The sequence below is a fragment of the Streptomyces sp. XD-27 genome, assembly GCF_030553055.1.
Taxonomy (GTDB): Bacteria; Actinomycetota; Actinomycetes; order Streptomycetales; family Streptomycetaceae; genus Streptomyces.
Genome location: NZ_CP130713.1, coordinates 4095038 through 4120150 on the forward strand (window position 1 = coordinate 4095038; position 25113 = coordinate 4120150).

Annotated in this window: 22 protein-coding genes, 1 tRNA gene and 1 pseudogene; 9 read left to right on the forward strand and 15 right to left on the reverse strand. The window is 69.7% G+C overall.

Annotated elements, in window-relative coordinates; all coding sequences use genetic code 11:
* Positions 1-70: 70 nt before the first annotated feature.
* The 10 genes and pseudogenes from Q3Y56_RS17635 to dnaA form a co-directional block, all read right to left on the reverse strand.
* Complete coding sequence (locus Q3Y56_RS17635) at positions 71-205, reverse strand: DLW-39 family protein (protein WP_003958712.1); 135 nt, start codon at positions 203-205, stop codon at positions 71-73.
* A gap of 182 nt (positions 206-387) precedes the next feature.
* Positions 388-461 (reverse strand) — tRNA-Ile (locus Q3Y56_RS17640).
* A 65-nt stretch (positions 462-526) separates the two neighbouring features.
* On the reverse strand, positions 527-1132 hold the full coding sequence (locus Q3Y56_RS17645; protein WP_304462870.1) for a DUF3566 domain-containing protein: 606 nt from the start codon (positions 1130-1132) through the stop codon (positions 527-529).
* Between the two features lie 131 nt (positions 1133-1263).
* Positions 1264-3890, reverse strand: a pseudogene (gyrA, locus tag Q3Y56_RS17650) (DNA gyrase subunit A).
* Between the two features lie 43 nt (positions 3891-3933).
* On the reverse strand, positions 3934-5964 hold the full coding sequence (gyrB, locus tag Q3Y56_RS17655) for a DNA topoisomerase (ATP-hydrolyzing) subunit B (RefSeq protein ID WP_304462871.1): 2031 nt from the start codon (positions 5962-5964) through the stop codon (positions 3934-3936).
* A 316-nt stretch (positions 5965-6280) separates the two neighbouring features.
* Positions 6281-6856, reverse strand: a complete 576-nt coding sequence (locus Q3Y56_RS17660) for a DUF721 domain-containing protein (protein WP_304462872.1) — start codon at positions 6854-6856, stop codon at positions 6281-6283.
* The gene (gene recF, locus Q3Y56_RS17665) at positions 6853-7983 is read right to left on the reverse strand and encodes a DNA replication/repair protein RecF (protein WP_304462873.1); all 1131 of its coding nucleotides are present in this window, start codon (positions 7981-7983) and stop codon (positions 6853-6855) included. The genes Q3Y56_RS17660 and recF overlap by 4 nt, the downstream gene beginning before the upstream one ends.
* Before the next feature lie 108 nt (positions 7984-8091).
* Positions 8092-8967, reverse strand: a complete 876-nt coding sequence (gene gnd / locus Q3Y56_RS17670) for a phosphogluconate dehydrogenase (NAD(+)-dependent, decarboxylating) (RefSeq protein ID WP_304462874.1) — start codon at positions 8965-8967, stop codon at positions 8092-8094.
* A 158-nt stretch (positions 8968-9125) separates the two neighbouring features.
* Positions 9126-10256: a DNA polymerase III subunit beta gene (gene dnaN / locus Q3Y56_RS17675; protein WP_304462875.1), complete on the reverse strand. Its 1131-nt coding sequence runs from the start codon at positions 10254-10256 to the stop codon at positions 9126-9128.
* An 840-nt stretch (positions 10257-11096) separates the two neighbouring features.
* Positions 11097-13052 (reverse strand): chromosomal replication initiator protein DnaA, encoded by a 1956-nt coding sequence (gene dnaA, locus Q3Y56_RS17680; RefSeq protein ID WP_304462876.1) that lies wholly within the window; start codon positions 13050-13052, stop codon positions 11097-11099.
* Between the two features lie 422 nt (positions 13053-13474).
* Between dnaA and rpmH the strand changes: the two genes are divergently transcribed.
* From rpmH to Q3Y56_RS17725, 9 genes are all read left to right on the forward strand, one after another.
* Complete coding sequence (gene rpmH, locus Q3Y56_RS17685; RefSeq protein WP_125638610.1) at positions 13475-13612, forward strand: 50S ribosomal protein L34; 138 nt, start codon at positions 13475-13477, stop codon at positions 13610-13612.
* Positions 13613-13628: 16 nt separating this feature from the next.
* A complete protein-coding gene (gene rnpA, locus Q3Y56_RS17690) occupies positions 13629-14027 on the forward strand; it encodes a ribonuclease P protein component (protein ID WP_304462877.1) in 399 nt (132 codons plus the stop codon).
* Positions 14024-14341 (forward strand): membrane protein insertion efficiency factor YidD, encoded by a 318-nt coding sequence (gene yidD / locus Q3Y56_RS17695; protein ID WP_304462878.1) that lies wholly within the window; start codon positions 14024-14026, stop codon positions 14339-14341. The genes rnpA and yidD overlap by 4 nt, the downstream gene beginning before the upstream one ends.
* A 3-nt stretch (positions 14342-14344) precedes the next feature.
* The gene (gene yidC / locus Q3Y56_RS17700; protein ID WP_304462879.1) at positions 14345-15496 is read left to right on the forward strand and encodes a membrane protein insertase YidC; all 1152 of its coding nucleotides are present in this window, start codon (positions 14345-14347) and stop codon (positions 15494-15496) included.
* A gap of 14 nt (positions 15497-15510) precedes the next feature.
* Positions 15511-16020, forward strand: coding sequence for a R3H domain-containing nucleic acid-binding protein (locus Q3Y56_RS17705; RefSeq protein ID WP_304462880.1), 510 nt, complete (start codon positions 15511-15513; stop codon positions 16018-16020).
* Positions 16021-16150: 130 nt separating this feature from the next.
* The gene (gene rsmG / locus Q3Y56_RS17710) at positions 16151-16864 is read left to right on the forward strand and encodes a 16S rRNA (guanine(527)-N(7))-methyltransferase RsmG (protein ID WP_304462881.1); all 714 of its coding nucleotides are present in this window, start codon (positions 16151-16153) and stop codon (positions 16862-16864) included.
* A gap of 246 nt (positions 16865-17110) precedes the next feature.
* Positions 17111-18217, forward strand: a complete 1107-nt coding sequence (locus Q3Y56_RS17715) for a ParA family protein (RefSeq protein ID WP_304462882.1) — start codon at positions 17111-17113, stop codon at positions 18215-18217.
* Positions 18214-19332 (forward strand): ParB/RepB/Spo0J family partition protein, encoded by a 1119-nt coding sequence (locus Q3Y56_RS17720; protein ID WP_304462883.1) that lies wholly within the window; start codon positions 18214-18216, stop codon positions 19330-19332. The genes Q3Y56_RS17715 and Q3Y56_RS17720 overlap by 4 nt, the downstream gene beginning before the upstream one ends.
* Positions 19333-19522: 190 nt before the next feature.
* Positions 19523-20140: a GNAT family N-acetyltransferase gene (locus Q3Y56_RS17725; RefSeq protein WP_304462884.1), complete on the forward strand. Its 618-nt coding sequence runs from the start codon at positions 19523-19525 to the stop codon at positions 20138-20140.
* Positions 20141-20216: 76 nt separating this feature from the next.
* Here Q3Y56_RS17725 and trxA read toward each other — a convergent pair whose 3' ends face one another.
* From trxA to Q3Y56_RS17750, 5 genes are all read right to left on the reverse strand, one after another.
* The gene (trxA, locus tag Q3Y56_RS17730; RefSeq protein WP_304465660.1) at positions 20217-20552 is read right to left on the reverse strand and encodes a thioredoxin; all 336 of its coding nucleotides are present in this window, start codon (positions 20550-20552) and stop codon (positions 20217-20219) included.
* A gap of 36 nt (positions 20553-20588) precedes the next feature.
* Positions 20589-21539, reverse strand: a complete 951-nt coding sequence (gene trxB, locus Q3Y56_RS17735; RefSeq protein ID WP_304462885.1) for a thioredoxin-disulfide reductase — start codon at positions 21537-21539, stop codon at positions 20589-20591.
* A gap of 106 nt (positions 21540-21645) precedes the next feature.
* A complete protein-coding gene (locus Q3Y56_RS17740) occupies positions 21646-22608 on the reverse strand; it encodes a hypothetical protein (protein WP_304462886.1) in 963 nt (320 codons plus the stop codon).
* Positions 22605-23294, reverse strand: a complete 690-nt coding sequence (gene sigM, locus Q3Y56_RS17745) for an RNA polymerase sigma factor SigM (RefSeq protein ID WP_304462887.1) — start codon at positions 23292-23294, stop codon at positions 22605-22607. Before sigM ends, Q3Y56_RS17740 begins: the two co-directional genes overlap by 4 nt.
* 45 nt (positions 23295-23339) lie before the next feature.
* Positions 23340-25070 (reverse strand): protein kinase family protein, encoded by a 1731-nt coding sequence (locus Q3Y56_RS17750; protein ID WP_304462888.1) that lies wholly within the window; start codon positions 25068-25070, stop codon positions 23340-23342.
* Between the last annotated feature and the right edge of the window lie 43 nt (positions 25071-25113).

Consider the following 25113-nt stretch of genomic DNA (forward strand, 5'->3'; position numbering starts at 1 on the left):
ATTCCGCCGGCCAACGTCAACGGGGCCCCGACCGCCATCGCGATCAGGGCCCCGCACAGGACTTGTCGACTCAGACACCCGAACCTGCGGGCACGGAGTCAGTCGCCTCCGTCCACAGATCCTGCTCGGCGCGATCCGCCTGGATCTGGCGGTACACGAGGAGCCCGCCGATGGCGGCCAGTGCGACCAGGAGAAGCTTCTTCACCGCGCGACCTCGTCTCTTCCTTGACGTAGGGGACCTCTGGCGCCCGATGATACACACCGCCCGATATCAATCGGTGACCTATACCCACACCGATACCGAAGCAATCAAGGCCGGGACCTATGCGAAACGCCCGGCCCCTCCGAGGAGGTTCCGGGCGTCTGTGACCTTCCGGTCATACACGGTGCGGGTACCAGGACTTGAACCTGGGGCCTCATCCTTATCAGGGATGCGCTCTAACCGTCTGAGCTATACCCGCGCGTTCGCTGCACCGAAAGATTAGCGCACCAGTGGCCATGTCCCAAAATCGGTCGCCGGCGGGCGCTATTCGTCCTCCGCCAGCGTGACCTCCACGCCGCCCACGAAGCCCGCCGACAGGTTGTAGATGAAGGCGCCCAGCGTGGCGAGGGCGGTCGCCAGCACCACGTTGATCGCCGCGATGACCGAGGTGAAGACCAGCACGCGCGGCAGGGAGAGGAAGGACTCCAGGTCGAAGCCGCTGCCCTCCTTGGACTCGGTCGCCTCGCTGATCGTCCCGCCGACCGTGCTGAACACGCCCATCGCGTCCATGACCGACCACAGCACCGCGACCGCGACGATCGTGCAGATGCCCAGCGCGATGGCCAGCAGGAAGCTGACCTTCATCACCGACCAGGGATCCACCTTCGCCACCCGCAGCCGCGCCTTGCGGGTCCGCGGGACCGTACGGCCCGCGGCGGCCGGGGCCTGCGGGCGAGGGCGGCGGGCGGTGGCCTTGCCCGCCGGCACGGCGGTGCTGCCCGCGCCGGAGGACGTGTCCGCCGCGGGCGGGGTGTACGCCTGCGGCGGGTGGTACGGCTGCGCGGGCTGCGGGCGGGCGGACCGCTCGCCGGGGAGGGGGCCCGCCGGATACGACTCGTAGCCCTGCTGCGCCCCTCGGCCGTCCGTCACGGTCTGCGTCCCCCTCGGGAGTCTGCGGCGAAGCCACGGGCACCACCCTCGATCGTCGGTCCGGCCGCCGGATTTCCTTCGGAATCCGCCGCCCCGCCGCGCTCCGGGGTGCCCGTGGCTCCACTCACTGCCTACTCCTCGGTCTCTTCGGCCGGGGGCGCCATGCCCTCGGCCGGCACCTCGGACTCGGCCGCGTCGGCCGCCTCGGTCCCTTCGACCTCTTCGGCCTCGCTGCCGGCCTCGGCGTTCCGGGCGATGCCCACGACGGCATCGCGCTTGCCCAGGTTGATCAGTTGGACGCCCATGGTGTCACGGCCCGTCTCCCTGACCTCGTTGACCCGCGTACGGATCACACCGCCCCGAGGGTGATGGCGAGGATCTCGTCGCGCTCCTCGACCACCAGCGCGCCCACCAGCGAACCCCGGTCCTCCACGATCTTGGCGGCCTTGATCCCCAGGCCGCCGCGGCCCTGGACGCGGTACTCGTCCACGGGGCTGCGCTTGGCGTATCCACCGTCGGTGGCGGTGAACACGAACGTACCGGGCCGGACGACATTCATCGAGAGGAGTTCGTCCCCCTCGCGGAAACTCATGCCCTTGACGCCCGAGGTCGCGCGCCCCATCGGGCGCAGGGCCTCGTCGGTGGCGGTGAACCGGATCGACTGCGCCTTCTTGCTGATCAGCAGCAGATCGTCCTCGGCCGAGACCAGCTCGGCGCCGATCAGCTCGTCCTCGCCGCCCTCGTCGGTCTCCCGGAGGTTGATGGCGATGACGCCGCCGGAGCGCGGCGAGTCGTAGTCCTTCAGCGGCGTCTTCTTCACCAGGCCCGACTTGGTGGCCAGCACCAGGTACGGCACGGCCTCGTAGTCGCGGATGGCGAGGATCTGGGCGATCTGCTCGTCCGGCTGGAAGGCCAGCAGGTTCGCCACGTGCTGCCCGCGCGCGTCCCGGCCGGCGTCGGGGAGCTCGTACGCCTTGGCCCGGTAGACCCGGCCCTTGTTGGTGAAGAACAGCAGCCAGTGGTGCGTGGTGGAGACGAAGAAGTGGTCGACGATGTCGTCCTCGCGCAGCTTGGTGCCGCGCACGCCCTTGCCGCCGCGCTTCTGCGAGCGGTAGTCGTCGGTCTTCGTCCGCTTCACATAGCCGCCACGCGTGATGGTGACGACGATGTCCTCCTCGGCGATCAGGTCCTCGATGGACATGTCGCCGTCGAAGGGGATCAGCTGGGACCGCCGGTCGTCGCCGAACTTCTCGACGATCGCGGTCAGCTCCTCGCTGATGATCTGCCGCTGCCGCTCGGGCGAGGCGAGGATCGCGTTGTACTCGTTGATCTTCGCCTGGAGCTCGTCGTGCTCCTGGATGATCTTCTGCCGCTCCAGGGCCGCGAGCCTGCGCAGCTGCATCTCCAGGATCGCGTTGGCCTGGATCTCGTCGATGGTCAGCAGGCCCATCAGGCCCTCGCGCGCCACCTCGACCGTGTCGCTGCGCCGGATCAGCGCGATGACCTCGTCGATCGCGTCCAGCGCCTTGAGCAGACCGCGCAGGATGTGCGCCCGCTCCTCGGCCTTGCGCAGCCGGAAGCGGGTCCGGCGGACGATGACCTCGACCTGGTGGGTCACCCAGTTGCGGATGAACGCGTCCAGGGAGAGGGTCCGCGGCACCCCGTCGACCAGCGCCAGCATGTTGGCGCCGAAGTTCGTCTGGAGGTCGGTGTGCTTGTACAGGTTGTTGAGGACGACCTTGGCGACCGCGTCCCGCTTGAGCACGATGACCAGCCGCTGGCCGGTGCGCGAGGACGTCTCGTCGCGGACGTCCGCGATGCCGCCGATCCTGGCGTCCTTCACCAGGTCGGCGATCTTCTGCGCGAGGTTGTCCGGGTTGACCTGGTACGGCAGCTCGGTGACCACCAGGCACTGGCGGCCCTGGATCTCCTCGACCTCGACCACCGCGCGCATCGTGATCGAGCCGCGGCCGGTGCGGTACGCCTCCTCGATGCCCTTGCGGCCCACGACCAGCGCGCCGGTCGGGAAGTCCGGGCCCTTGATCCGGTCGATCAGCGCGTCCAGCAGCTCCTCGGGGGTGGCCTCGGGGTTGGCCAGGAACCACTGGGCGCCCTCGGCGACCTCGCGCAGGTTGTGCGGCGGGATGTTGGTCGCCATGCCGACCGCGATGCCGGCCGAGCCGTTGACCAGCAGATTCGGGATCCGGGACGGCAGGACCGTCGGCTCCTGGTTGCGGCCGTCGTAGTTGTCCTGGAAGTCGACGGTCTCCTCGTCGATGTCCCGGAGCATCTCCATGGCCAGCGGCATCATCTTGCACTCGGTGTACCGCATGGCCGCGGCCGGGTCGTTGCCCGGAGAACCGAAGTTGCCGTTGGAGTCCACCAGCGGCATGCGCATCGACCAGTGCTGCGCCAGCCGCACCAGCGCGTCGTAGATCGAGGAGTCGCCGTGCGGGTGGTACGTACCCATGACGTCGCCCACGACGCGGGCGCACTTGTAGAAGCCCTTCTCCGGGCGGTAGCCGCCGTCGTACATCGCGTACAGCACGCGGCGGTGCACCGGCTTGAGGCCGTCCCGCACGTCCGGCAGCGCGCGGCTCACGATGACGCTCATCGCGTAGTCGAGGTACGAGCGCTGCATCTCCGTCTCGAGACCGACCGTCTCGATGCGGAGACCGGCGCCCTCGGCGGCGGCAGCGGCGGACGCCTCGGCGGGCGTGGGGGCGTCGGACGGCGAAGGGGTGATCTCGTCGGCCATGGCTGGTCAAAATCCTTTCGAAGCGGTGCTGGTGCGGGCCGACTCAGATGTCGAGGAAGCGGACATCCTTGGCGTTGCGCTGGATGAAGGAGCGTCGTGCCTCGACGTCCTCGCCCATCAGCACCGAGAACAGGTCGTCCGCCTGCGCGGCGTCGTCCAGCGTGACCTGGCCCAGGACGCGGTGCTCCACGTCCATCGTCGTCACGCGCAGCTCTTCGGCGTTCATCTCGCCCAGACCCTTGAAGCGCTGGACCGAGTCGTCCCTGATCCGCTTGCCGTTCTCCCGCCCGGCCTGGATCAGCGCGTCGCGCTCGCGGTCGGAGTAGGCGTACTCGAAGTCGTCCCGACCCCACTTGATCTTGTACAGCGGGGGACGGGAGAGGAAGACGTGCCCGGCCTCGACCAGCGGCCGCATGAAGCGGAAGAGGAAGGTCAGCAGCAGGGTGTTGATGTGCTGGCCGTCGACGTCGGCGTCCGCCATCAGGATGATCTTGTGATAGCGGAGCTTGCTGATGTCGAAGTCCTCGTGCACACCGGTGCCGAACGCCGAGATCAGCGCCTGGACCTCGTTGTTCTGGAGGATCTTGTCGACGCGGGCCTTCTCCACGTTGAGGATCTTGCCTCGGATCGGGAGGATCGCCTGGTACTCCGGGTTGCGGCCGGACTTGGCCGAGCCGCCCGCGGAGTCACCCTCGACGATGAAGATCTCGCACTTCGCCGGGTCGTTGGACTGGCAGTCGCTCAGCTTGCCCGGCAGCGACGCGGACTCCAGCAGGCCCTTGCGGCGGGTCAGGTCGCGCGCCTTGCGGGCCGCCACACGGGCGGTCGCGGCCTGGATCGACTTGCGGATGATGTCCGCGGCCTCGTTGGGGTTGCGGTCCAGCCAGTCGTTGAGCTGCTCGCGGACGATCTTCTGAACGAAGGTCTTCGCCTCGGTGTTGCCCAGCTTGGTCTTCGTCTGGCCCTCGAACTGCGGCTCGCCGAGCTTGACCGAGATGATCGCGGTCAGACCCTCGCGGATGTCCTCGCCGGTGAGGTTGTCGTCCTTCTCCCGCAGCAGCTTCTTGTCGCGCGCGTACTGGTTGATCAGCGTCGTCAGCGCGGCGCGGAAGCCCTCCTCATGAGTACCGCCCTCATGGGTGTGGATGGTGTTCGCGAAGCTGTAGACACCCTCGCTGTACTGGGTGTTCCACTGCATCGCGACCTCGAGGGAGAGCATCCGCTCCTTGTCCTCGGCCTCGAAGCCGATGACGGTGGGGTGGACCATCTCGCCCTTGCGCGAGTTCAGGTACTTCACGAAGTCGACGATGCCGCCCTCGTAGAAGTACCGGACCGACAGCGGCTTGCCCTCCTCGTCGACGTGCGCCTCGCGCAGGTCGGTCAGCGAGATGGTCAGGCCCTTGTTGAGGAACGCCATCTCCTGGAAGCGCCGCGACAGCGTCTCGAAGGAGTACTCGGTGGTCTCGAAGATGTCGCCGTCGGCCCAGAAGGTGACCGAGGTGCCGGTCTCGTCGGTGGCCTCGTGCTGGGCGAGCGGGGCGGTCGGGGCGCCGCCCTTGTAGTCCTGCGTCCAGCGGTGGCCGTCAGTCTTGATCTCGACGGCGAGCTTGGTCGACAGCGCGTTCACGACGGAGACACCGACGCCGTGCAGACCGCCGGAGACGGCGTAGCCGCCGCCGCCGAACTTGCCGCCCGCGTGCAGCACGGTGAGCACGACCTCGACGGCCGGCTTCTTCTCGACGGGGTGGATACCCACCGGGATGCCACGGCCGTTGTCGATGACGCGCACGCCGCCGTCGGCGAGGATCGTGACATCGATGGTGTCCGCGTGACCGGCCATCGCCTCGTCGACGGAGTTGTCGACGACCTCTTGCACCAGGTGGTGCAGGCCCCGCTCACCGGTGGAACCGATGTACATGCCGGGGCGCTTGCGGACCGCGTCCAGACCCTCCAGGACGGTGATCGCGCTGGCGTCGTACGACGGCGATGCCATGGCGTCGCCGTCGGTGTCGGACGGGATGTTCTCGTTGAGGTTGCCGGAATCGGCCACGAAGCGCCCTTTCTGGCACAGCACACGCCGGCTCCGGGCAATCGGGAGCGGCTGCGTCGTTCAGTGCTTGTCGACGTGTCCCGCGGAGTGGGGCGGGATTTCCCCTCAGTCTACCGGTAGCGGTGACATGAATGGGGGTTTGCGGGCGCCTGAGTACGCATGTGCCGCCCTGAACCGGCCTCAGCCGACTCCCCATATCTGGGTGAGGGCTCCAAGAGGCTCACACAGGCACTCAGCGCTTCCGACTGTCAACCCGTGGCAACCGAACCCGGGGACCGGGCCGCGACCCCGTGGCAAAACGGCACAACCCGGTGGCAAAACCGCCCGGACCCACCCCGCCCTAGCCGTAGGTGTCGCCCGGACCCGTGCTCCCCGGCGCGCGCAGCGACCCGTAGCGCCGCGCGGGGCCACCCGGCCCCAGCACCTTGATCAGCCGCACCGTGCCCTGGCCCAGATCCTGGTTGAGCCGCGCGACCAGCTGCGGAGCCAGCAGCCGCAGCTGCGTCGCCCAGGCCGTGGAGTCGCAGCGCACCGTCAGCACCCGCGCCTCCTCGTCGTACCGCTGCGGCTCGCAGTGCTGCGCCACCTCCGGGCCCACCATCTGCGGCCACCGGCCCATCACCCCGCCGACCGCGGCCGGCGCCTCCCAGCCGCGCTCGGTGATCAGGCGGTTGATCGCCGCGCCCAGCGGCAGCGGATCGCGCCCGTCGGCACGCGCCCCGGACCGCAGGCCGCCGCGCCGCGCCTGCTTCTTCGCCTGCGCCGCGGCGCCGCGGGCGCGCGCCTGCTCCTTGGCGGCGCGCAGCGCGACCCGCGCCAGGTCCACTCCGGAGGGCTCGGGGCCGCTCGGAGCCGGGGTCCCCGGGGTGCCGCCGTGGGGCGCGCCTCCCTGTGGGAGGCCGGGTTGCCCGGTCATACGCGCGTCACCTCGCCGCCCGCGACCGCGAACCGGGCACCGGCCAGCACCCGCGGTACGTCGTCGTCCACCGCGGCCGTCACCAGCACCTGCTCGCCCGGGGCGACCAGCTCGGCCAGCCGCTCGCGGCGCCGCGCGTCCAGTTCGGCGAAGACGTCGTCCAGGACGAGTACGGGCTCGTTGCCCTCCGCGCGCAGCAGCTCGTAACTGCCCAGGCGCAGCGCCAGCGCGTAACTCCAGGACTCGCCGTGGCTCGCGTACCCCTTCGCGGGCAGCTGCCCCAGCCGTAGCACGAGGTCGTCGCGGTGCGGACCGACCAGCGTGACACCGCGCTCGATCTCCTGCTTGCGGGCCTCGGCGAGCGCGGCGAGCAGCACCTCGTACAGCTCCTCGCGGCCGCGCGCGTCCGCGGTCGCCTCACCGGCCGAGCCGCGGTAGTCGAAGGAGAGCGGGCCGCCGCCCGGCGCCAGCTCCTCGTACGCCTTGTCGGCCAGCGGCTGGAGCGTGGCGATCAGGTCGAGGCGGCGGGCCAGCAGTTCGGCGCCCGCCCGCGCCAGGTGCTGGTCCCAGACGTCGAGCGTGGACAGGTCCATGGACCTGCCACCGTGCCGTCGGGCCATGGCCGCGGACTTCAGCAGGGTGTTGCGCTGCTTGAGCACCCGCTCATAGTCGGAGCGCACCCCGGCCATCCGCGGAGCGCGCGCGGTGATCAGCTCGTCCAGGAACCGGCGGCGCTCCCCGGGGTCGCCCTTGACCAGCGCCAGGTCCTCCGGCGCGAACAGCACGGTCCGCACGATGCCGAGCACGTCGCGCGGCCTGACCTGGGAGGACCTGTTGATCCTGGCCCGGTTCGCGCGGCCCGGGTTGAGCTCCAGCTCGATGAGCTGCTGCCGCTCGCCCTGCACCACCGCCGCCCGTACGACGGCCCGGTCAGCGCCCATCCGCACCAGCGGTGCGTCGGAGGAGACCCGGTGGCTGCCGAGGGTGGCCAGGTAGCCGATCGCCTCGACCAGGTTGGTCTTGCCCTGGCCGTTGGGCCCGACGAACGCGGTGACGCCCGGGTCGAGTGGAACCTCAGCCCGGGCGTACGAGCGGAAGTCGGCGAGCGACAGATGTGAGACGTGCACGGTGACCTCCCCCTGGGGGTACCTCCCAGCGGTAGCTGGGGGACCTCCGGGCTCTGGGCGGTACCCCATCCTCCCCCGGCTGCTGCTGTGGTGCTGGGTGTTGCCGGGTTACTTGTTCTCTACGGCGTGGCCGCCGAACTGGTTGCGCAGCGCGGCGATCATCTTCATCTGCGGGGAGTCGTCCTGGCGGGACGCGAAGCGCGCGAAGAGGGACGCGGTGATCGCGGGCAGCGGGACGGCGTTGTCGATGGCGGCCTCGACCGTCCAGCGGCCCTCGCCGGAGTCGGCCGCGAAGCCGCGCAGCTTGTCCAGGTGCTCGTCGTCGTCCAGGGCGCGCACGGCCAGGTCGAGCAGCCAGGAGCGGATGACCGTGCCCTCCTGCCAGGAGCGGAAGACCTCGCGGACGTCGGTGACGGAGTCCACGGCCTCCAGCAGCTCCCAGCCCTCGGCGAAGGCCTGCATCATCGCGTACTCGATGCCGTTGTGGACCATCTTGGCGAAGTGGCCCGCGCCGACCTTGCCCGCGTGCACGGAGCCGAACTCGCCCTCGGGCTTGAGCGCGTCGAAGATCGGCTGGACCTTGGCGACGTGCTCGGCGTCGCCGCCGTACATGAGCGCGTAGCCGTTCTCCAGGCCCCAGACGCCGCCGGAGACGCCGCAGTCGACGAAGCCGATGCCCTTGGCGGCGAGCTCCTCGGCGTGCTTCTCGTCGTCGGTCCAGCGGGAGTTGCCGCCGTCCACGACCACGTCTCCGGGGGAGAGCAGCTCGCCGAGCTCGTCGATGGTGGACTGGGTCGCCGCGCCCGCGGGGACCATCACCCACACGACCCGCGGGCCCTGCAGCCCGTCCACAAGCTCCTTCAGGCTGTGGACATCGGCGAGGTCCGGGTTCCGGTCGTAACCGATGACGGTGTGGCCTGCGCGGCGGATGCGCTCGCGCATGTTGCCGCCCATCTTGCCGAGGCCGACGAGACCGAGCTCCATCAGTGATCCTTTGACGTCGTCGTTGCGCTGTCGCGCGCTTCGTACTGGGTTACGAGCCTACGCCCGCGCCCCCGCGCACATCCGTGGGCTCAGCCGCTCACTCGCGCCACCGGCCGAGCCGTTCCGCCAGGCCCCGCAGGCCGGCCATGGCGTCAGACTCAGCCCGACAGCCGCACCGGCATGATCAGGTACTTGTACGCGTCGTCCGCCTCGGCGTCGACCGCCGGGCGACCGCTGAGCAGCGCGGGCTTGGTGGACGTGGTGAACGACAGCTGGGCCACCGGGGCGTCGATCGCGCTGAGGCCGTCCAGCAGGAACGTCGGGTTGAAGGCGATCGAGATGTCGTCGCCTTCGAGCTGCGCGTCCACGCGCTCCACAGCCTGTGCGTCGTCGCTGGAGCCGGCCTCCAGGATCAGCACGCCCTGCTCGAAGCTCAGCCGCACCGGGGTGTTGCGCTCGGCGACCAGCGCCACGCGCTTGACCGCCTCGACGAACGGGGCCGTCTCGATCACCGCGACGGAGTTGAACTCGGTCGGGAAGAGCGTGCGGTACTTGGGCAGGTCGCCCTCCAGCAGCCGCGTGGTGGTGCGCCGTCCGGCGCCCTCGAAGCCGATCAGCCCCTCGCCCGCGCCCGAGCCGGACAGCGCCAGCGAGACGGTGTCACCGCTGGTCAGCGACTTGGCGGTGTCGAGAAGGGTCTTGGCGGGCACCAGCGCGACCGCGGAGATGTCCGGCGTCTCGGGCTTCCACAGGAACTCGCGGACCGCGAAGCGGTAGCGGTCGGTGGAGGCGAGCGTGACGGTGTCGCCCTCGATCTCGATCCGGACGCCGGTGAGCACCGGGAGCGTGTCGTCGCGGCCCGCGGCGATGGCGACCTGGGCGGCGGCCGCGGCGAAGACCTCGCCGGGCACGGTGCCGGTCGCGGTCGGCATCTGGGGCAGGGCCGGGTACTCCTCCACAGGCAGGGTGTGGAGTGTGAACCGCGAGGAGCCGCAGAGCACGGTCACTCGTACACCGTCTGTGGAAATCTCCACCGGCCGGTTGGGGAGGGCGCGGCAGATGTCGGCGAGCAGGCGGCCCGAGACGAGAACGGTGCCCTCCTCGTCGATGTCCGCCTCCACCGACACCCGGGCCGAGACCTCGTAGTCGAAGGACGAGAGGCTCAGCGCGCCCTCCTCCGCCTTCAGCAGCAGGCCCGCGAGAACCGGCACCGGCGGACGGGCCGGAAGGCTGCGGGCCGCCCAGGCCACTGCCTCCGCGAGTACATCGCGCTCCACCCGGATCTTCACCGTAAGCCGCCTCCTGCTGTTGCTGGCTCGCCCTGCTGGCCTTCGTCGTCGGCTGACTGCCGCCTGACCAGTCTGACGCACGCCACGGACAGCCGGTGCGGCTCGGGGTCAAGTCGGGGCCAGAGGCGCGGTGCGGCTCGGAGCCGAGTTGTGCACAGGCCCCGCTTCGAAACGATTTCCTCGCTCTAACTACGTGGTCGTAGTAGTAGGGCTTGTGGAAACCGTGGACAACTGCCTTTTCGCAGGTCAGAGCGGGTTTTTTATCCACCGGCCCTGTGGGTGGCCGCGGTGGATAACCGGGGGTGTCTGTGGATCGCCGGAAGTTCTGCACAGGCCATGCACAGAGGAGCCCTGGTTCTCCCCAGCGCTGTCCCCAGTTTTACCCAGGTTCCCCACAGCCCAACCCGGCATCTTGATGTGACGCCTTTCACTCGTGTCAGCGACGGGGGGTGTCGCGTTGCCGAACAGTGGACAAGGGTGTGGAGAAGCTGTGGGCAACCACGATCTCGCTGTGGGCGGGCGGTGGACAACCGCGCGGGCCCCCTGTGGACGGTCGCGTCGTCCACAGTCTGTGGACAGCCGTTTGCCACAATTCCACAACCCGCTGACCTGGACTGACACTGTTCCACAGCCGCCCCCTGTGGACAGGATCGGGACAACCTCGACTTCCCCAGGGTGTGGACGGTGGACAGTCGTGGATTCTGTGGAGAACTCGCTGCTCAGAGCGGTAATCGAACACCGGCGACGGTGTGTTCGGCGGTCCGTTCCGGGCACGGAGACGGCGAAAGGCGCTCCGGGAGGTTGTCCCGGAGCGCCTTGGGAGGGGGCGCGGCGGCCGCGTCAGCCGTTCTTGATGCGGTTCGTCAGCTCGGTCACCTGGTTGTAGATGGAGCGCCGCTCGGCCATCAGAGCCCGGATCTTGCGGTCGGCGTGCATCACGGTCGTATGGTCGCGGCCGCCGAACTGGGCCCCGATCTTCGGCAGCGACAGGTCGGTCAGCTCACGGCACAGGTACATCGCGATCTGCCGCGCGGTCACCAGCACCCGGCTGCGCGAGGCGCCGCACAGGTCGTCCACGGTGTGCCCGAAGTAGTCGGCCGTCGCCGCCATGATCGCGGTGGCGGTGATCTCGGGCGCGGTGTCCTCGCCGCCGGGGATCAGGTCCTTCAGGACGATCTCGGTGAGGCCGAGGTCCACCGGCTGCCGGTTGAGGCTGGCGAAGGCCGTGACCCGGATCAGCGCCCCCTCCAGCTCGCGGATGTTGCGCGAGATCCGCGACGCGATGAACTCCAGTACCTCCGGCGGCGCGTTGAGCTGCTCCTGCACCGCCTTCTTGCGGAGGATCGCGATCCGGGTCTCCAGCTCGGGCGGCTGGACGTCGGTGATCAGGCCCCACTCGAAGCGGTTGCGCAGCCGGTCCTCCAGGGTGACCAGCTGCTTGGGCGGCCGGTCGGAGGAGAGCACGATCTGCTTGTTGGCGTTGTGGAGGGTGTTGAAGGTGTGGAAGAACTCCTCCTGCGTCGACTCCTTGCTCGCGAGGAACTGGATGTCGTCGACGAGCAGGATGTCCATGTCGCGGTAGCGCTTGCGGAACGCGTCCGCCTTGCCGTCGCGGATGGAGTTGATGAACTCGTTGGTGAACTCCTCGGAGCTCACGTAGCGCACGCGGGTGCCCGGGTAGAGGCTGCGCGCGTAGTGCCCGATGGCGTGCAGCAGGTGCGTCTTGCCCAGGCCGGACTCGCCGTAGATGAACAGCGGGTTGTACGCCTTGGCGGGGGCCTCGGCGACCGCGACCGCGGCGGCGTGCGCGAAGCGGTTGGACGCCCCGATCACGAAGGTGTCGAAGAGGTACTTGGGGTTCAGGCGCGCGGTCGGCTCACCGGGGCCCGAGGCGGGCGCGGGCTGCGCGGCGAGCGGGCCGGGGGCGCCGGTGGGCGCGCTCGGGCCACCGGGCCCGGACGGCCCGCCGTGGCCCTCGGGTCGACCGGGTCCACCGGATCCACCGGGGCTGCGGTGCGCGCCCCCGGGGCCGCCGCGGCCGCCGGGGCCGGGTCCGCCGGGGCTGTTGGCACCGCCGGGGCCCGCGGGCCCGCCGCCGGGACCCGTGCGCGGCCGGTCCCGGTGTTCGGGCAGGTCACGGCGCTGCTGTTCGTATGGGCGCGGCGTGTGCTGGGAGGAGTACGGGTCGCCGCCGTCGGGGAAGCCGCCCAGCCGCTGCTGCTGCCAGCTGTAGTCCTCGCCTGCCCGGGGCCAGGCGCCGGGCTCGGGGCGCGGCCGGTCGTAGTCGGGGTAGGCGGGGCGGGCGGTCGGCAGGTCGTCCGCGGCCCGCGCGCCGTAGCTCTCGTAGCCCTCGCGGCCGCCGTCGTAGGTGTCCCGGCCGCCGTAGCCGTCGCGGGACTCATAGCCGTCGCGGTCGTACGTCTCACGGCCGTCGCGGTCGTCGCGCTCGTACGTGTCGCGCTGGGGGTCCTCGTAGCGCGAGGACGGCTGCGGGCGCTGCGGCGGGGCGGGCGGTTCGCCCGCGGAGTCGTCGACGGTGATCGCGATCCGGATCGGGCGGCCGCACTCGCGGCTGAGCGTCTCGCTGATCAGCGGGGACAGCCGGCCTTCCAGTACGCCCTTGGCGAACTCGTTGGGTACGGCGAGCAGCGCGGTGTCGGCGACCAGGGCCAGCGGCTGGCATCGCTGGATCCAGTGCTCGTCCTTCGCCTCGACACCGTGGCCCCGGCCTTCGCCCAGGAGCTGTTCGAGCACGCGTGGCCACACTGCGGCAAGATCGGCAGGTACGTCAGCCACAGGGCACGCTCTCTCACTCGCTGGGTGGGGGACGCCGACAGGTCCCACGAATGTGTGGTTCTCGGGACGGGCGGGAAGGAATCGGAGCTTGGCCACGGTAGTCAGGCCGAGGTGCGCGGTTCAAGTCGTTGTCCACAGGGTGTGTACAAATGTGCCATGCGATGTCGCCCCGCGTTCTACTGCCCCCGTGGCGGCGGTGCGGGGAGCGGAGTGGGCGCTGCCGGTTTGACCGGATGGCGTAGCCGCGCGTACCGTAACCAGGTCGAGTTGTCGATGGCTGCTGCCGCCTGCCTCCGATGGGCAACGATCACCTGGTGTGGTCATGAAGCGGTGCACTCGGGCGTATTGCGAGCTACTCGTGGGCGCACGGTGACAGCCAGGCGATGTCCCGCCACCACACGATTCATTTCTGGAGCCCCCGAGTGAGCAAGCGCACCTTCCAGCCGAACAACCGCCGCCGCGCTAAGACCCACGGCTTCCGGCTGCGGATGCGCACCCGTGCCGGCCGCGCGATTCTCGCGGCCCGCCGTGGCAAGGGTCGCGCACGCCTGTCCGCCTGATCAAACAGGTCATGTCGTGCTGCCTACCGAGCATCGGCTGAGGCGGCGCGAGGACTTCGCGGCCGCGGTACGCCGAGGACGCAGGGCCGGTCGCCCGCTCCTTGTCGTCCACCTACGTAGCGGTACAACGGACCCGCACGCACCTGGGGAGAGTGCTTCCCCGGTGCGTGCGGGTTTCGTCGTCAGCAAGGCGGTGGGCGGAGCGGTCGTCCGCAACCTGGTGAAGCGGAGGCTGCGCCATCTCGTGCGCGACCGCCTCGATCGGTTGCCCGCGGGTAGCCTGGTGGTCGTGAGGGCGCTGCCCGGTGCGGGTGAAGCGGGCCACGACCAGTTGGCCCGTGACCTGGACACCGCTTTGCAGCGGCTGCTGGGCGGGGCCGCCCCTACCGAAGGCACGGGGAGGGTACCGCGATGAAGTACCCGCTGCTCTGGCTGATCAAGCTGTACCAGTGGACCATCAGTCCCCTGCTGGGGCCCGTCTGCAAGTACTACCCGTCATGCTCGCACTACGGCTACACGGCCATCGACGTGCACGGCGCGGTGAAAGGGACGGCGCTGACCGCCTGGCGCATCCTGCGCTGCAATCCGTGGTCGCTCGGGGGCGTCGACCACGTCCCACCCCGGAAGCGTCCGGTCTGGCATCAGCGGCTGAGGAGCCGCCTCGGTGGGCACCCCGCTGTTCCGCCCGCCGCACAGCCCGACACTCAGCCCAATGCCCAAGGAGTCTGATTCGTGGACACGATCCTCGGTCCTCTTTATGACGTAGTTTCCTGGATCATCGTCCAGTTCCACTCGTTCTACAGCCTGATCTTCGACAAGAACAGTGGCTGGGCGTGGGGTCTGTCCATCGTCTCGCTGGTCGTCCTGATCCGTATCTGCCTGATCCCGCTCTTCGTGAAGCAGATCAAGGCGACGCGGAACATGCAGGCGCTTCAGCCGAAGATGAAGGCGATCCAGGAGCGCTACAAGAACGACCGGCAGCGCCAGCAAGAAGAGATGATGAAGCTCTACAAAGAGACGGGTACCAACCCGCTCGCGAGCTGTCTCCCGATTCTGGCCCAGTCGCCGTTCTTCCTCGCGCTCTACCAGGTCCTCAACAAGGTCTCGAACGGCCACGAAGTCGGCTTCATCGACGGCAACCTGGTGGACAGCGCCCGCCAGGCGCACATCTTCGGCGCCCCGCTGGCCGTGAAGTTCATGTCCAGCGCGGAGAAGGTCCACGACCTCGGTGCCTCGCTGACCGACGTGCGGGTCGTCACGATCACCATGATCGTGCTGATGTCGGCGTCGCAGTTCTTCACGCAGCGCCAGCTGATGACGAAGAACGTCGATCTGACGGCGAAGACGCCGTTCATGCAGCAGCAGAAGATGCTGATGTACATCTTCCCGGTCATGTTCGCCGTCTTCGGCATCAACTTCCCGGTCGGTGTGCTGGTGTACTGGCTGACCACCAACGTGTGGACCATGGGCCAGCAGATGTTCATCATCCGCCGGAACCCCACTCCGGGCAGCGTCGCGTACGAGCAGCGCCAGGAGCGGCTGCGGGCCAAGGGCAAGATCAAGGAGGAGCCCGCCGAGGTCGAGGCGAAGAAGGCCGCGGAGGCGGCGCGTGCCGCCCGGCAGCAGCCCAAGCGCCAGACGAAGGCGAAGCGGCACACCGCCGGTGCCCAGCCGCAGCGGCAGACCGGCGGCGGGCAGCCGCAGGGCCGGTCCCGGGCGCAGACCGGGGGCCCGAAGGCCGCCGGTTCCACCTCGCTGCAGAAGGGCGAGGGAGAGAAGAAGAACGAGGCGCAGGGCGGCAAGCCGGCCGGCGGTTCCTCCGGTAAGGCCAAGTCCGGTGGGCGCAAGGGCCAGCAGCGGCCCAAGCACCCGTCCAAGAAGTAAGAAGGAGTCCATCCGTGACGGAAGGCACCACGCCAGCTGCTGAGGGGAGCGACACCCTGACCCGCCTTGAGCAGGAAGGGGAGATCGCGGCCGACTACCTGGAAGGGCTGCTGGACATCGCGGACCTCGACGGTGACATCGACATGGACGTCGAGGCCGACCGCGCCGCAGTGTCGATCATCAGCGACTCGACCAGCCGTGACCTGCATAAGCTGGTGGGTCGCGACGGTGAGGTGCTGGAGGCTCTCCAGGAGCTGACCCGGCTCGCGGTGCACCGCGAGACCGGTGACCGGAGCCGGCTGATGCTGGACATCGCCGGGTTCCGGGCCCGCAAGCGGGAGGAGCTCACCGAGCTGGGGACCAAGGCCGCGGAAGAGGCCAAGGGCACCGGCGAGCCGGTGAAGCTCAAGCCGATGACGCCCTTCGAGCGGAAGGTCGTGCACGACGCGGTCGCGGCGGTCGGCCTGCGCAGCGAGTCCGAGGGCGAGGAGCCCGAGCGGCGCGTGGTCGTGCTCCCGGCCTGACCCTTGCCGGAGGCCGGGTCGACCCGGCTGTACGGCGTACACGGCCCCGTCTGCTCGCAGGCGGGGCCGTATCTTGTCAGCCTGACATCAGCGTTCAACAGAGTGCTTGGGTAACGGAAGGACGGTCCCCGTGACGGAAGCAGCGGAGCTCCCCCCGGCGCCGGAGGTGGCCCGGGATGTATTCGGTGAGTGCTTCCCTGAGGCCGTTCGGTACGCCGAGCTGCTGGCCGATGTGGGCGTGACCCGCGGTCTGATCGGTCCGCGCGAGGTGCCGCGGCTGTGGGAGCGGCATCTACTGAACTGCGCGGTGCTCTCGGAGGTGGTTCCTGAGGGCGTCACCGTGTGCGACGTGGGCTCGGGTGCCGGGCTGCCGGGCATTCCGCTCGCGCTGACCCGCCCGGATCTGCAGATCACGCTGCTGGAGCCGCTGCTGCGCAGGACGAACTTCCTCCAGGAGGTCGTGGAGCTGCTGGGGCTGGATCATGTCACCGTGGTGCGAGGCCGGGCCGAAGAGGTGCTGGGGAAGTTCCCGCCGGTGCATGTGGTGACGGCGCGGGCCGTCGCTCCGCTGGACCGGCTGGCGGGCTGGGGTGTGCCGCTGCTGCGCCCGTACGGCGAGATGCTGGCCTTGAAGGGCGACACGGCGGAGGAGGAGCTCAAGCAGGCGCGGGCGGCGCTGAGCAAGCTCGGGGTGGTCGAGACGTCCGTGCTGCATGTCGGTGAGGGGATCGTGGACCCGCCGTCCACCGTGGTGCGGGTGGAGGTCGGGGAGAGCCCCGGCGGCGTACGGTTCGCCGCCAAGCGCGCTAAGGCCGCCAGCAAGGGGACCCGTCGGCGGCGCTGAGCTGCGGCGGTGCTCCATACAAGCTGTCAAAACTACGCAATCCGGAGTGTCGAGACGGTGTGATGCGCTCTCGCATGCATCGTGTTTCACGTGAAACGCCGCTCCTTGCTGCACGGAATCATCAGTCGTGGTCGCGCGGCCGCCCTGTCGCGCGACCGGAAGCCCCCTGTACGAGCTACGCGATTGTCCACAGATGTGGATTCCTCCACAGGAGAACGGGCCTCGCTGGTTCACGACCCCGAAAGCATGGCAGGCTCTGTGCATTGCGAGCCTGATGTCGAGGAGAGTGAATCCTTGCGGTCCGACGCCAACATCGCGGGGCCGATGACCGATCCGGTCCCCGGCCCCCGTACCGAACCGGCGGGGGAGGATGTCCACTCCATGCCCCCGCTCGGGCAGGAGGGGCACGGTGAAACCCCGGCCCCCATGGACAACACCCCTGCCGGTCGCCCGGCCCAGCTGGCGGTAGCGGGGATCGGCCGCGCGGGTGAGGGTCTGCCTCGGCCGGATGAGACCCGTGTGATCGTGGTCGCCAACCAGAAGGGCGGGGTCGGGAAGACCACCACCACGGTCAATCTGGCCGCTTCGCTTGCGCTGCACGGCGGCCGGGTGCTGGTCATCGACCTCGACCCGCAGGGCAACGCCTCGACGGCTCTGGGGATCGACCACCACTCCGAGGTCCCGTCGATCTACGACGTCCTGGTCGACAGCAAGCCGCTCTCCGATGTCGTGCAGCCTGTCCCGGACGTGGAGGGGCTCTTCTGCGCCCCGGCCACGATCGATCTGGCCGGTGCCGAGATCGAACTGGTCTCCTTGGTGGCCCGCGAGAGCCGGTTGCAGCGCGCGATCCAGGCGTACGAGCAGCCGCTGGACTACATCCTCATCGACTGCCCGCCGTCGCTGGGGCTGCTGACAGTGAACGCGCTGGTGGCGGGTGCTGAGGTGCTGATCCCGATCCAGTGCGAGTACTACGCCCTGGAGGGCCTCGGCCAGCTGCTACGGAACGTGGATCTGGTGCGGGGGCATCTGAACCCCCAGCTTCATGTCTCGACCATCCTGCTCACCATGTACGACGGCCGCACCCGGCTGGCCTCCCAGGTGGCGGACGAGGTCCGCAGCCACTTCGGCAACGAGGTGCTGAGGACCAGCATTCCCCGCTCTGTCCGTATCTCCGAGGCGCCCAGTTACGGACAGACCGTTCTCACCTACGACCCGGGCTCCAGCGGCGCGCTCTCCTATCTGGAGGCTGCCCGCGAGATGGCACTCCGGGGCGTCGGGGTGCGCTACGACGGCCGGCGCGCGCATGCGGTGGCCGAGATCAATCAGCACAGCATGCAGGAGGGGCTTCAGTGAGCGAGCGACGTAGAGGGCTGGGCCGTGGGCTCGGTGCGCTGATCCCTCCCGCTCCGAAGGCGTCGGACAGCTCCGGGCCGGTGGTGACAGCGGGGAGCGGCTCACCTACCGCGGTGCCGGTGCTGACGCCCGAGCGCGGCGTGGCGGCGGCGAAGGTGACCGCGCTTCCCAGCGCCGGTGTTTCACGTGAAACGGAGTCGCTTCCCCAGGCTCCGGAGGCCCCGCAGCCCTCCGCGGCGCCGGTGGCGGAGGAGGTGGCCGGGGCGCACTTCGCCGAGCTGCCCTTGGACTGCATCACTACGAACCCGCAGCAGCCGCGCGTGGTCTTCGACGAGGACGCCCTTGCCGAGCTGGTCACGTCGATTCAGGAGGTGGGACTCCTCCAGCCGGTCGTCGTACGGCAGTCGGCGCCTGAGCGCTACGAGCTCATCATGGGCGAGCGGCGCTGGCGGGCCTGCCGTGAGGCGGGGCTCGAGAGGATCCCGGCCATCGTCCGGGCCACCGACGATGAGAAGCTGCTCCTCGACGCGCTGCTGGAGAACCTCCACCGCGCCCAGCTCAACCCGCTGGAAGAGGCGGCCGCCTATGACCAGTTGCTGAAGGACTTCAACTGCACGCATGACGAGTTGGCCGACCGGATCGGGCGTTCGCGTCCTCAGGTGTCCAACACTCTGCGGTTGTTGAAGCTCTCCCCTTCGGTGCAGAGCCGGGTGGCCGCGGGGGTGCTCTCGGCGGGCCACGCCCGCGCCCTGCTCTCGGTGGACGACGCCGAGGAGCAGGAGCGGCTGGCAAAGCGGATCGTCGCCGAAGGACTGTCGGTCCGGTCGGTCGAGGAGATCGTCACCCTGATGGGCTCCCGGTCCCCCGGAACCGCGAAGGCCAAGAGCCCGCGTGCCGGTACCCGGGTATCCCCGGCGCTGACCGATCTCGCGTCGCGGCTCTCGGACCGCTTCGAGACGCGGGTGAAGGTGGACCTGGGGCAGAAGAAGGGGAAGATCGTCGTCGAGTTCGCCTCGATAGAGGATCTGGAGCGCATCCTCGGGACGCTGGCGCCGGGTGAAGGCCGGGTGTTGGAGCAGAAGCTGTCCGAGGAAGCCGAGGGCTCGCCCGAATAGGGCACCGATCGTAGAAGACGGGTCGTGTCTTGGGCGTCTCCCAGCCGCGCGCTGGGGGAGGTACCGGAACACGACCCGCTCTCTTTGCCCGATGGCGGTGCCCGCTCAGGTTCCCGCGGATACGATGCGATCAGATAGGCGCACAGGCCGCCGGGCGCGCGGTCGGTGGGAGAAGTGAGGAACTGGCTGCATGGGGCGTCGGCTCGTACCGCTCACGCTGGACAACCTTCCGGACCTCCCGAAGCGGTGCCGCTCCTGTGTCTTCTGGGAGCTCGACCCGGTCAATGGTGAGGCCGCGGTGCGGGCCGGACGGCCCGAGCTGGAGAAGGAAGCCTGGATTTCGGCGGTACTGCTGGAGTGGGGCTCGTGCGGGCGCGTGGTCTATGTGGACGAGGTGCCGGCGGGCTTTGTGCTGTACGCGCCTCCGGCCTATGTACCGCGCTCGATGGCGTTCCCCACCAGCCCCGTGGCCGCGGACGCCGTCCAGCTGATGACGGCGTGGCTCTCCCCCGGCTTCCAGGGGCAGGGGCTGGGCCGGGTGATGGTGCAGACCGTGGCCAAGGACGTCATCCGGCGGGGGTTCAAGGCGATCGAGGCGTTCGGTGACGCCGCGTGGAAGGAACCGGCGTGTGTGCTGCCCGCCGAGCATCTGCTCGCCGTGGGGTTCAAGACCGTACGCCACCACCCCCGGTATCCCAGGCTCCGGCTGGAGCTGCGTACCACGCTCTCCTGGAAGGAGGACGTGGAGCTGGCGCTGGACCGGCTGCTCGGCGCCGTCCAGAAGGAGCCGGTGCTCCGGCCGCTGTGAGCAGCGAATGGGCCCGTCCCCAGCGAGGGGGCGGGCCCGTTTCACGTGAAACAGCGGTGCGCTTCGGCAGATGTGGCTACTTGGCCGACAGGAACTCGTCCAGGTCGCGCTCGATCGCGGCCTTCGGCTTCGCGCCGACGATGGTCTTGACGACATCGCCGCCCTGGTAGACGTTGAGCGTCGGGATCGACATCACACCGTACTTGGCGGCGGTGCCGGGGTTCTGGTCGATGTTGAGCTTGACGATCTCGATCTTGTCGCCATGCTCGGCGGCGATGGCCTCCAGCGACGGGGCGACCTGGCGGCACGGACCGCACCACTCGGCCCAGAAGTCGACCAGCACAGGCTTGTCGCTCTTGAGGACGTCCTCGTCGAAGCTGGCGTCCGTCACGGCCTTCAAAGCCATGGCAATCTCCTTAATCGGTGGGTGCAGGGGGAGGGGTGGGGGTCAGGCGGCGTTCTCGCCGTCGGCCAGCGCGGCCAGGTACCGCTCGGCGTCCAGCGCGGCGGAGCAGCCGGTGCCGGCGGCGGTGACCGCCTGGCGGTAGGTGTGGTCCACGACATCGCCCGCGCCGAACACGCCCGTGAGGCTGGTACGGGTCGAGGGCGCCTCGACCTTCAGGTAGCCCTCGTCGTCCAGGTCCAGCTGTCCCTTGAACAGCTCGGTGCGCGGGTCGTGTCCGATCGCGATGAACAGGCCGGTGACCGGCAGTTCCGAGGTCTCCCCCGTCTTCCGGTTGCGCAGGGTCAGGCCGGAGAGCTTCCCGTCGCCGTGCAGCTCGGTGACCTCGCTGTCCCAGACGAACGAGATCTTCGGGTCGGCGAAGGCCCGCTCCTGCATCGCCTTGCTGGCGCGCAGGGTGTCCCGCCGGTGAACGACGGTGACGGACTTGGCGAAGCGGGAGAGGAAGGTGGCCTCCTCCATCGCGGTGTCACCGCCGCCGATCACCGCGATGTCCTGGTCCTTGAAGAAGAACCCGTCGCAGGTGGCGCACCAGGAGACGCCGCGGCCGGAGAGTTCGTCCTCGCGGGGCAGGCCGAGCTTGCGGTGCTGGGAGCCGGTGGTGACGATCACAGCCTTGGCCCGGTGGATGGTGCCCGCGGAGTCGGTGACGGTCTTGATCTCGTCGGAGAGGTCGACCGCGACCACGTCGTCCGGGATCAGCTCGGCGCCGAAGCGCTCCGCCTGGGCCCGCATGTTGTCCATGAGGTCGGGGCCCATGATGCCGTCGCGGAACCCGGGAAAGTTCTCCACGTCGGTGGTGTTCATGAGCGCACCGCCCGCCGTGACGGAGCCCTCGAAGACAAGAGGCTTGAGGGAGGCGCGGGCCGTGTAAAGCGCGGCCGTGTAGCCCGCGGGCCCGGAACCGATGATGATCACGTTGCGGACGTCGCTCACTGATGTCTTCCTTGTCTTCGCCGGTGACGGGTTGGGGAGGCTCATCCCACCCAACGGATCCTACGGGTCCGGCATTCCCGTCGGCGTCAGCGCCTGGTGGCGCGGTTCAGCGCCGGTCGTAGGTCCGGTTCGCCAGGATCGCGCCGGGAGACGGCGGGTCCGCGGTGGTACAGGCCGCATCGATGACGAACGCGTCGACGCGAGAGGCGTCGGCGGGGTGCGGCAGCACGACGAGATAGGCGGCCGTGCCGTCGTACGTCTCTTCCTGGGCGGCCAGCGGTGCCTCGGAGCGGCCGGTCCCTGCCTGGACGCATGAGGGGACGCGGACGTCGTCGGCGCGCAGCGTGTCGGGGGAGTTCTTGGCGGTGACCTCTCGCGAGGGCTGCTCTGGGTGCCTTCCGCCCTGATGGGTCAGGATCTGGTGGACGCGTGATTCCAGTCCGGCCGCGGAGAGCGAGGCGGACTCCGTCCTGGGGGCGACCGTCGAGTCAGCGTGGACGCCGGTCCTGTCGTCGCCCGGTCCCGAGTCGGATGACTGGATGAGCCAGGTGCCCATACCGAGGACAGCCGCGGCGCACGCGGTGCCGAGGAGCACCTGAGGCCAGCGGCGGGAGCGCCCGCGCCGACCACCGGGGCGTGGCGTGCGGCGGCCGGGGCCGGTGGTGGCGCGGGGACGCCCGGCGGGCCGATCGGCCGGTGCGCCTGCCGCTGCCCTCTCCGTCTCCTCTGAGGGGCGCGATGTTTCACGTGAAACGCCGCCCGATGTGGCCGCCGGGGTTTCACGTGAAACATCGTGGCGGTCCGGGGCGCTGGTGGAGTCCAGGAGGGCCTCGGCGGCGAGCGCGGCATCGATCCGGCCCGCGACATCGTCGGGCATCCGCGCTGGTCCTGGGAGAGTCCCCAGGAGCGAGCGGATCTCGTCCAGCGAGGTGCGGACGTCGGCGCACAGGTCGCACACCTGGAGGTGGCGGCGTAGATCCGCCGTACGGTCCGGGGGCAGCAGGCCGTCGGCGAGTGCGGAGATCTCCGAGACTTCCGGGTGCTCGTCCGTGTCGGTCGTGGATGTCACGCTCGCCCACCTCCGCCCTTCACGGCATCTGCGTCGTTCGGTCCTGCCGCCGGTGGGACGGATGTCCCCTGCGTCCGGTTCCTTCCCCTGCCCGGTGGCTCGCTATCCCTCCCGGTCGGGTGGAGATGGGTGAGCAGGGGCAGTAGCCGAGCCCGGCCCCGCGAGCAGCGGCTCTTGACCGTGCCCGCGGGGACGTCGAGGATCTCGGCCGCTTCGGCGACGGGATAGCCCTGCATGTCGACCAGCACCAGCGCCGCGCGTTGCTCGGCGGGCAGGGTGCCCAGCGCGCTGAGCAGCTCGCGGTGGAGGTCGCTTCGCTCGGCGGGGGCGTCGGCCGATTCGTGGGGTTCGATGAGCTGCTCCAGCCGCTCGGTGTCGGCGACCGGGGAGGTGCGGCGCGAGGCGGCCTTGCGGGCCCGGTCCAGGCACGCGTTGACCGTGATGCGGTGCAGCCAAGTCGTGACGGCGGACTGGCCTCGGAAGGTGTGAGCAGCACGGTAGGCGGACACGAGCGCGTCCTGGACCGCGTCAGCGGCCTCCTCGCGGTCCCCGAGGGTGCGCAGGGCAACGGCCCAGAGCCGATCGCGATGCCGCCGGACGAGCTCTCCGAACGCGTCGGGCTCGCCCTTGACGTGGCACGCGAGGAGCTCGGCGTCGCTCAGGTCGCCGAAAGCGACGGTGTCCAACGTCGAGCCCCTCCCCTGCGCGTGCGGTCCGGCTGAGCCTCCGGCTCAGCCGGTGAACTTCACCTCTGTGATGGCTTGCTTGTAGGGGTTCGGAAAGTCGGCTTCAGGCGGCGAGTACGGCAACGCCGTGAGCCACACGAGGACGTAGCGGGTCTTCACCGTGCCATCGGTTTTGAGGTTGGCTGTCTTCGTCGTCGCCTCCGTGGTGGCGATCTTCTTGAAGGAGCCGACCGGGTCGGTCCCGTTGGCGGAGGGCCTCAGCGAGTCCGTCGCGTACAACGAGATGGTGGTGTTGTTGCCGCCGTAGTAGAGCCCGATGGACGCGGCGCTGATCGTCTGTTCCGAACCCAGGTCGTAGACGATCCCGACGCCCTTCTTGTAGGGAGCGAGCGGCTGGCCTTCGTAATAGCTTCTGGTGCGCCAGACGGTGGAGGCGTCCTCGTCGTAGGTCTTGGGGGCGTTGCCGGGAGCCTGTGGCTTCCTGTCCGGAGCGAACTCGACTGCGTCGACGATCTTGATCGGCTTCGGGGTCCTCTTCGGCTTGTCCTTGTCCTCGTGGCCGGAGCTGTTCGAGTTCCCCGACCCGGACTCCTCCTTCAACAGCGTGTCCGCCAGCTGCCAGCTGCCCAGGCCGAGCGCCGCGATCAGCAGCGCCGAGACGGACCACTTGAGGGCCTTGCCAGTGCGGGTCTGCAGCGGGGGCGGCGGAGGCACGGGCGCGGGGCGGGTCGGGCCGGGGCGTCGGCCGCCGGTCGGAGGCTGGCCGTAGCCGGCCCGGGGGTAGCCGTTGCGCTGGTATGCCTCGGGAGGCGTGAAAGAGGGCTCCGGGGGCCGGATGCGCGGCATGGCCGCGACCGCCTTGGACAACTCCTCAGGCGTGGTGCAGGGCGACTCCTCGCGGGAGGCGGTGGCGCCGGCGTTGACCAGGGCGCGCATGGCGAGGTCCGACAGGCCGCGGTGGACCCCGGCGCGGACCTGGTCGGGGGCGATCAGGCCGACGCCCTTGGGCAGCCCCGGGAGGCCGTAGGCGTCGTTCTCGTACGGCCAGCGCTGGGTGAGTGCCGCGTACAGCAGGGCGCCGATGGCCTCGGTGTCGGTGCGCTGCGGCTGGTCGGCGGAGATCCCCCGCAGCGCGGCCATGACGGCGAGGCCGCGGATGCGGTACTGGCCGGACTCGGTGCGGAGCACGGACCCGGGGTCGATGCGGAGGTGGGCCAGGCCCTCGCGGTGTGCGGCGGCCATGGCCTGCGAGACCTGGCTGACGAGCTGGTACGCCTCGTGGGGTTCCAGCGGGCCGCTCGCCAGGATGGCGGCGAGTTCGGTGGCGTCGGGGAGCCACTCGTGGACGACGTAGACCAGTTCGTTCTCCTCGACGGCGTCGAGGACCTGGACGAACCGGGGGTCGCCGAGCAGTGCCGCGGACCGGGCGGCGGCGAGCACCGGCCGGGCGCGCGGGTGGTCGGCGGGCAGCACATGGATGCCGACGGCTCGGCGGAGCTTCTCGTCGACCGCGCGCCAGCTGCTGAAGCCGTCCAGTCGGGTGACGCACTCTTCGAGGCGGTAGCGTCTGGCGAGTTTGTGGCCGCTGTGCAGCTCCGGGGGGCTCGCCTGGGCCGCGGCGGCGGTTTTGTTCTCCGCGCCCTCGGCGTCAGGGCCCTTGCCGGACTTCTTCTCGGTCCCCGCCCCGTCGGTCATGGCCGTCTCCGCCTCGGCGGCCGACGGCTTCTCACCGTCGTTGTCGGCCACGTCGACGGCAGCCGTGCTCCGTTCCGCCACCGTCGTTCCTGCCTCCCCATCCGTTACCCCTGGTCCACAGCCA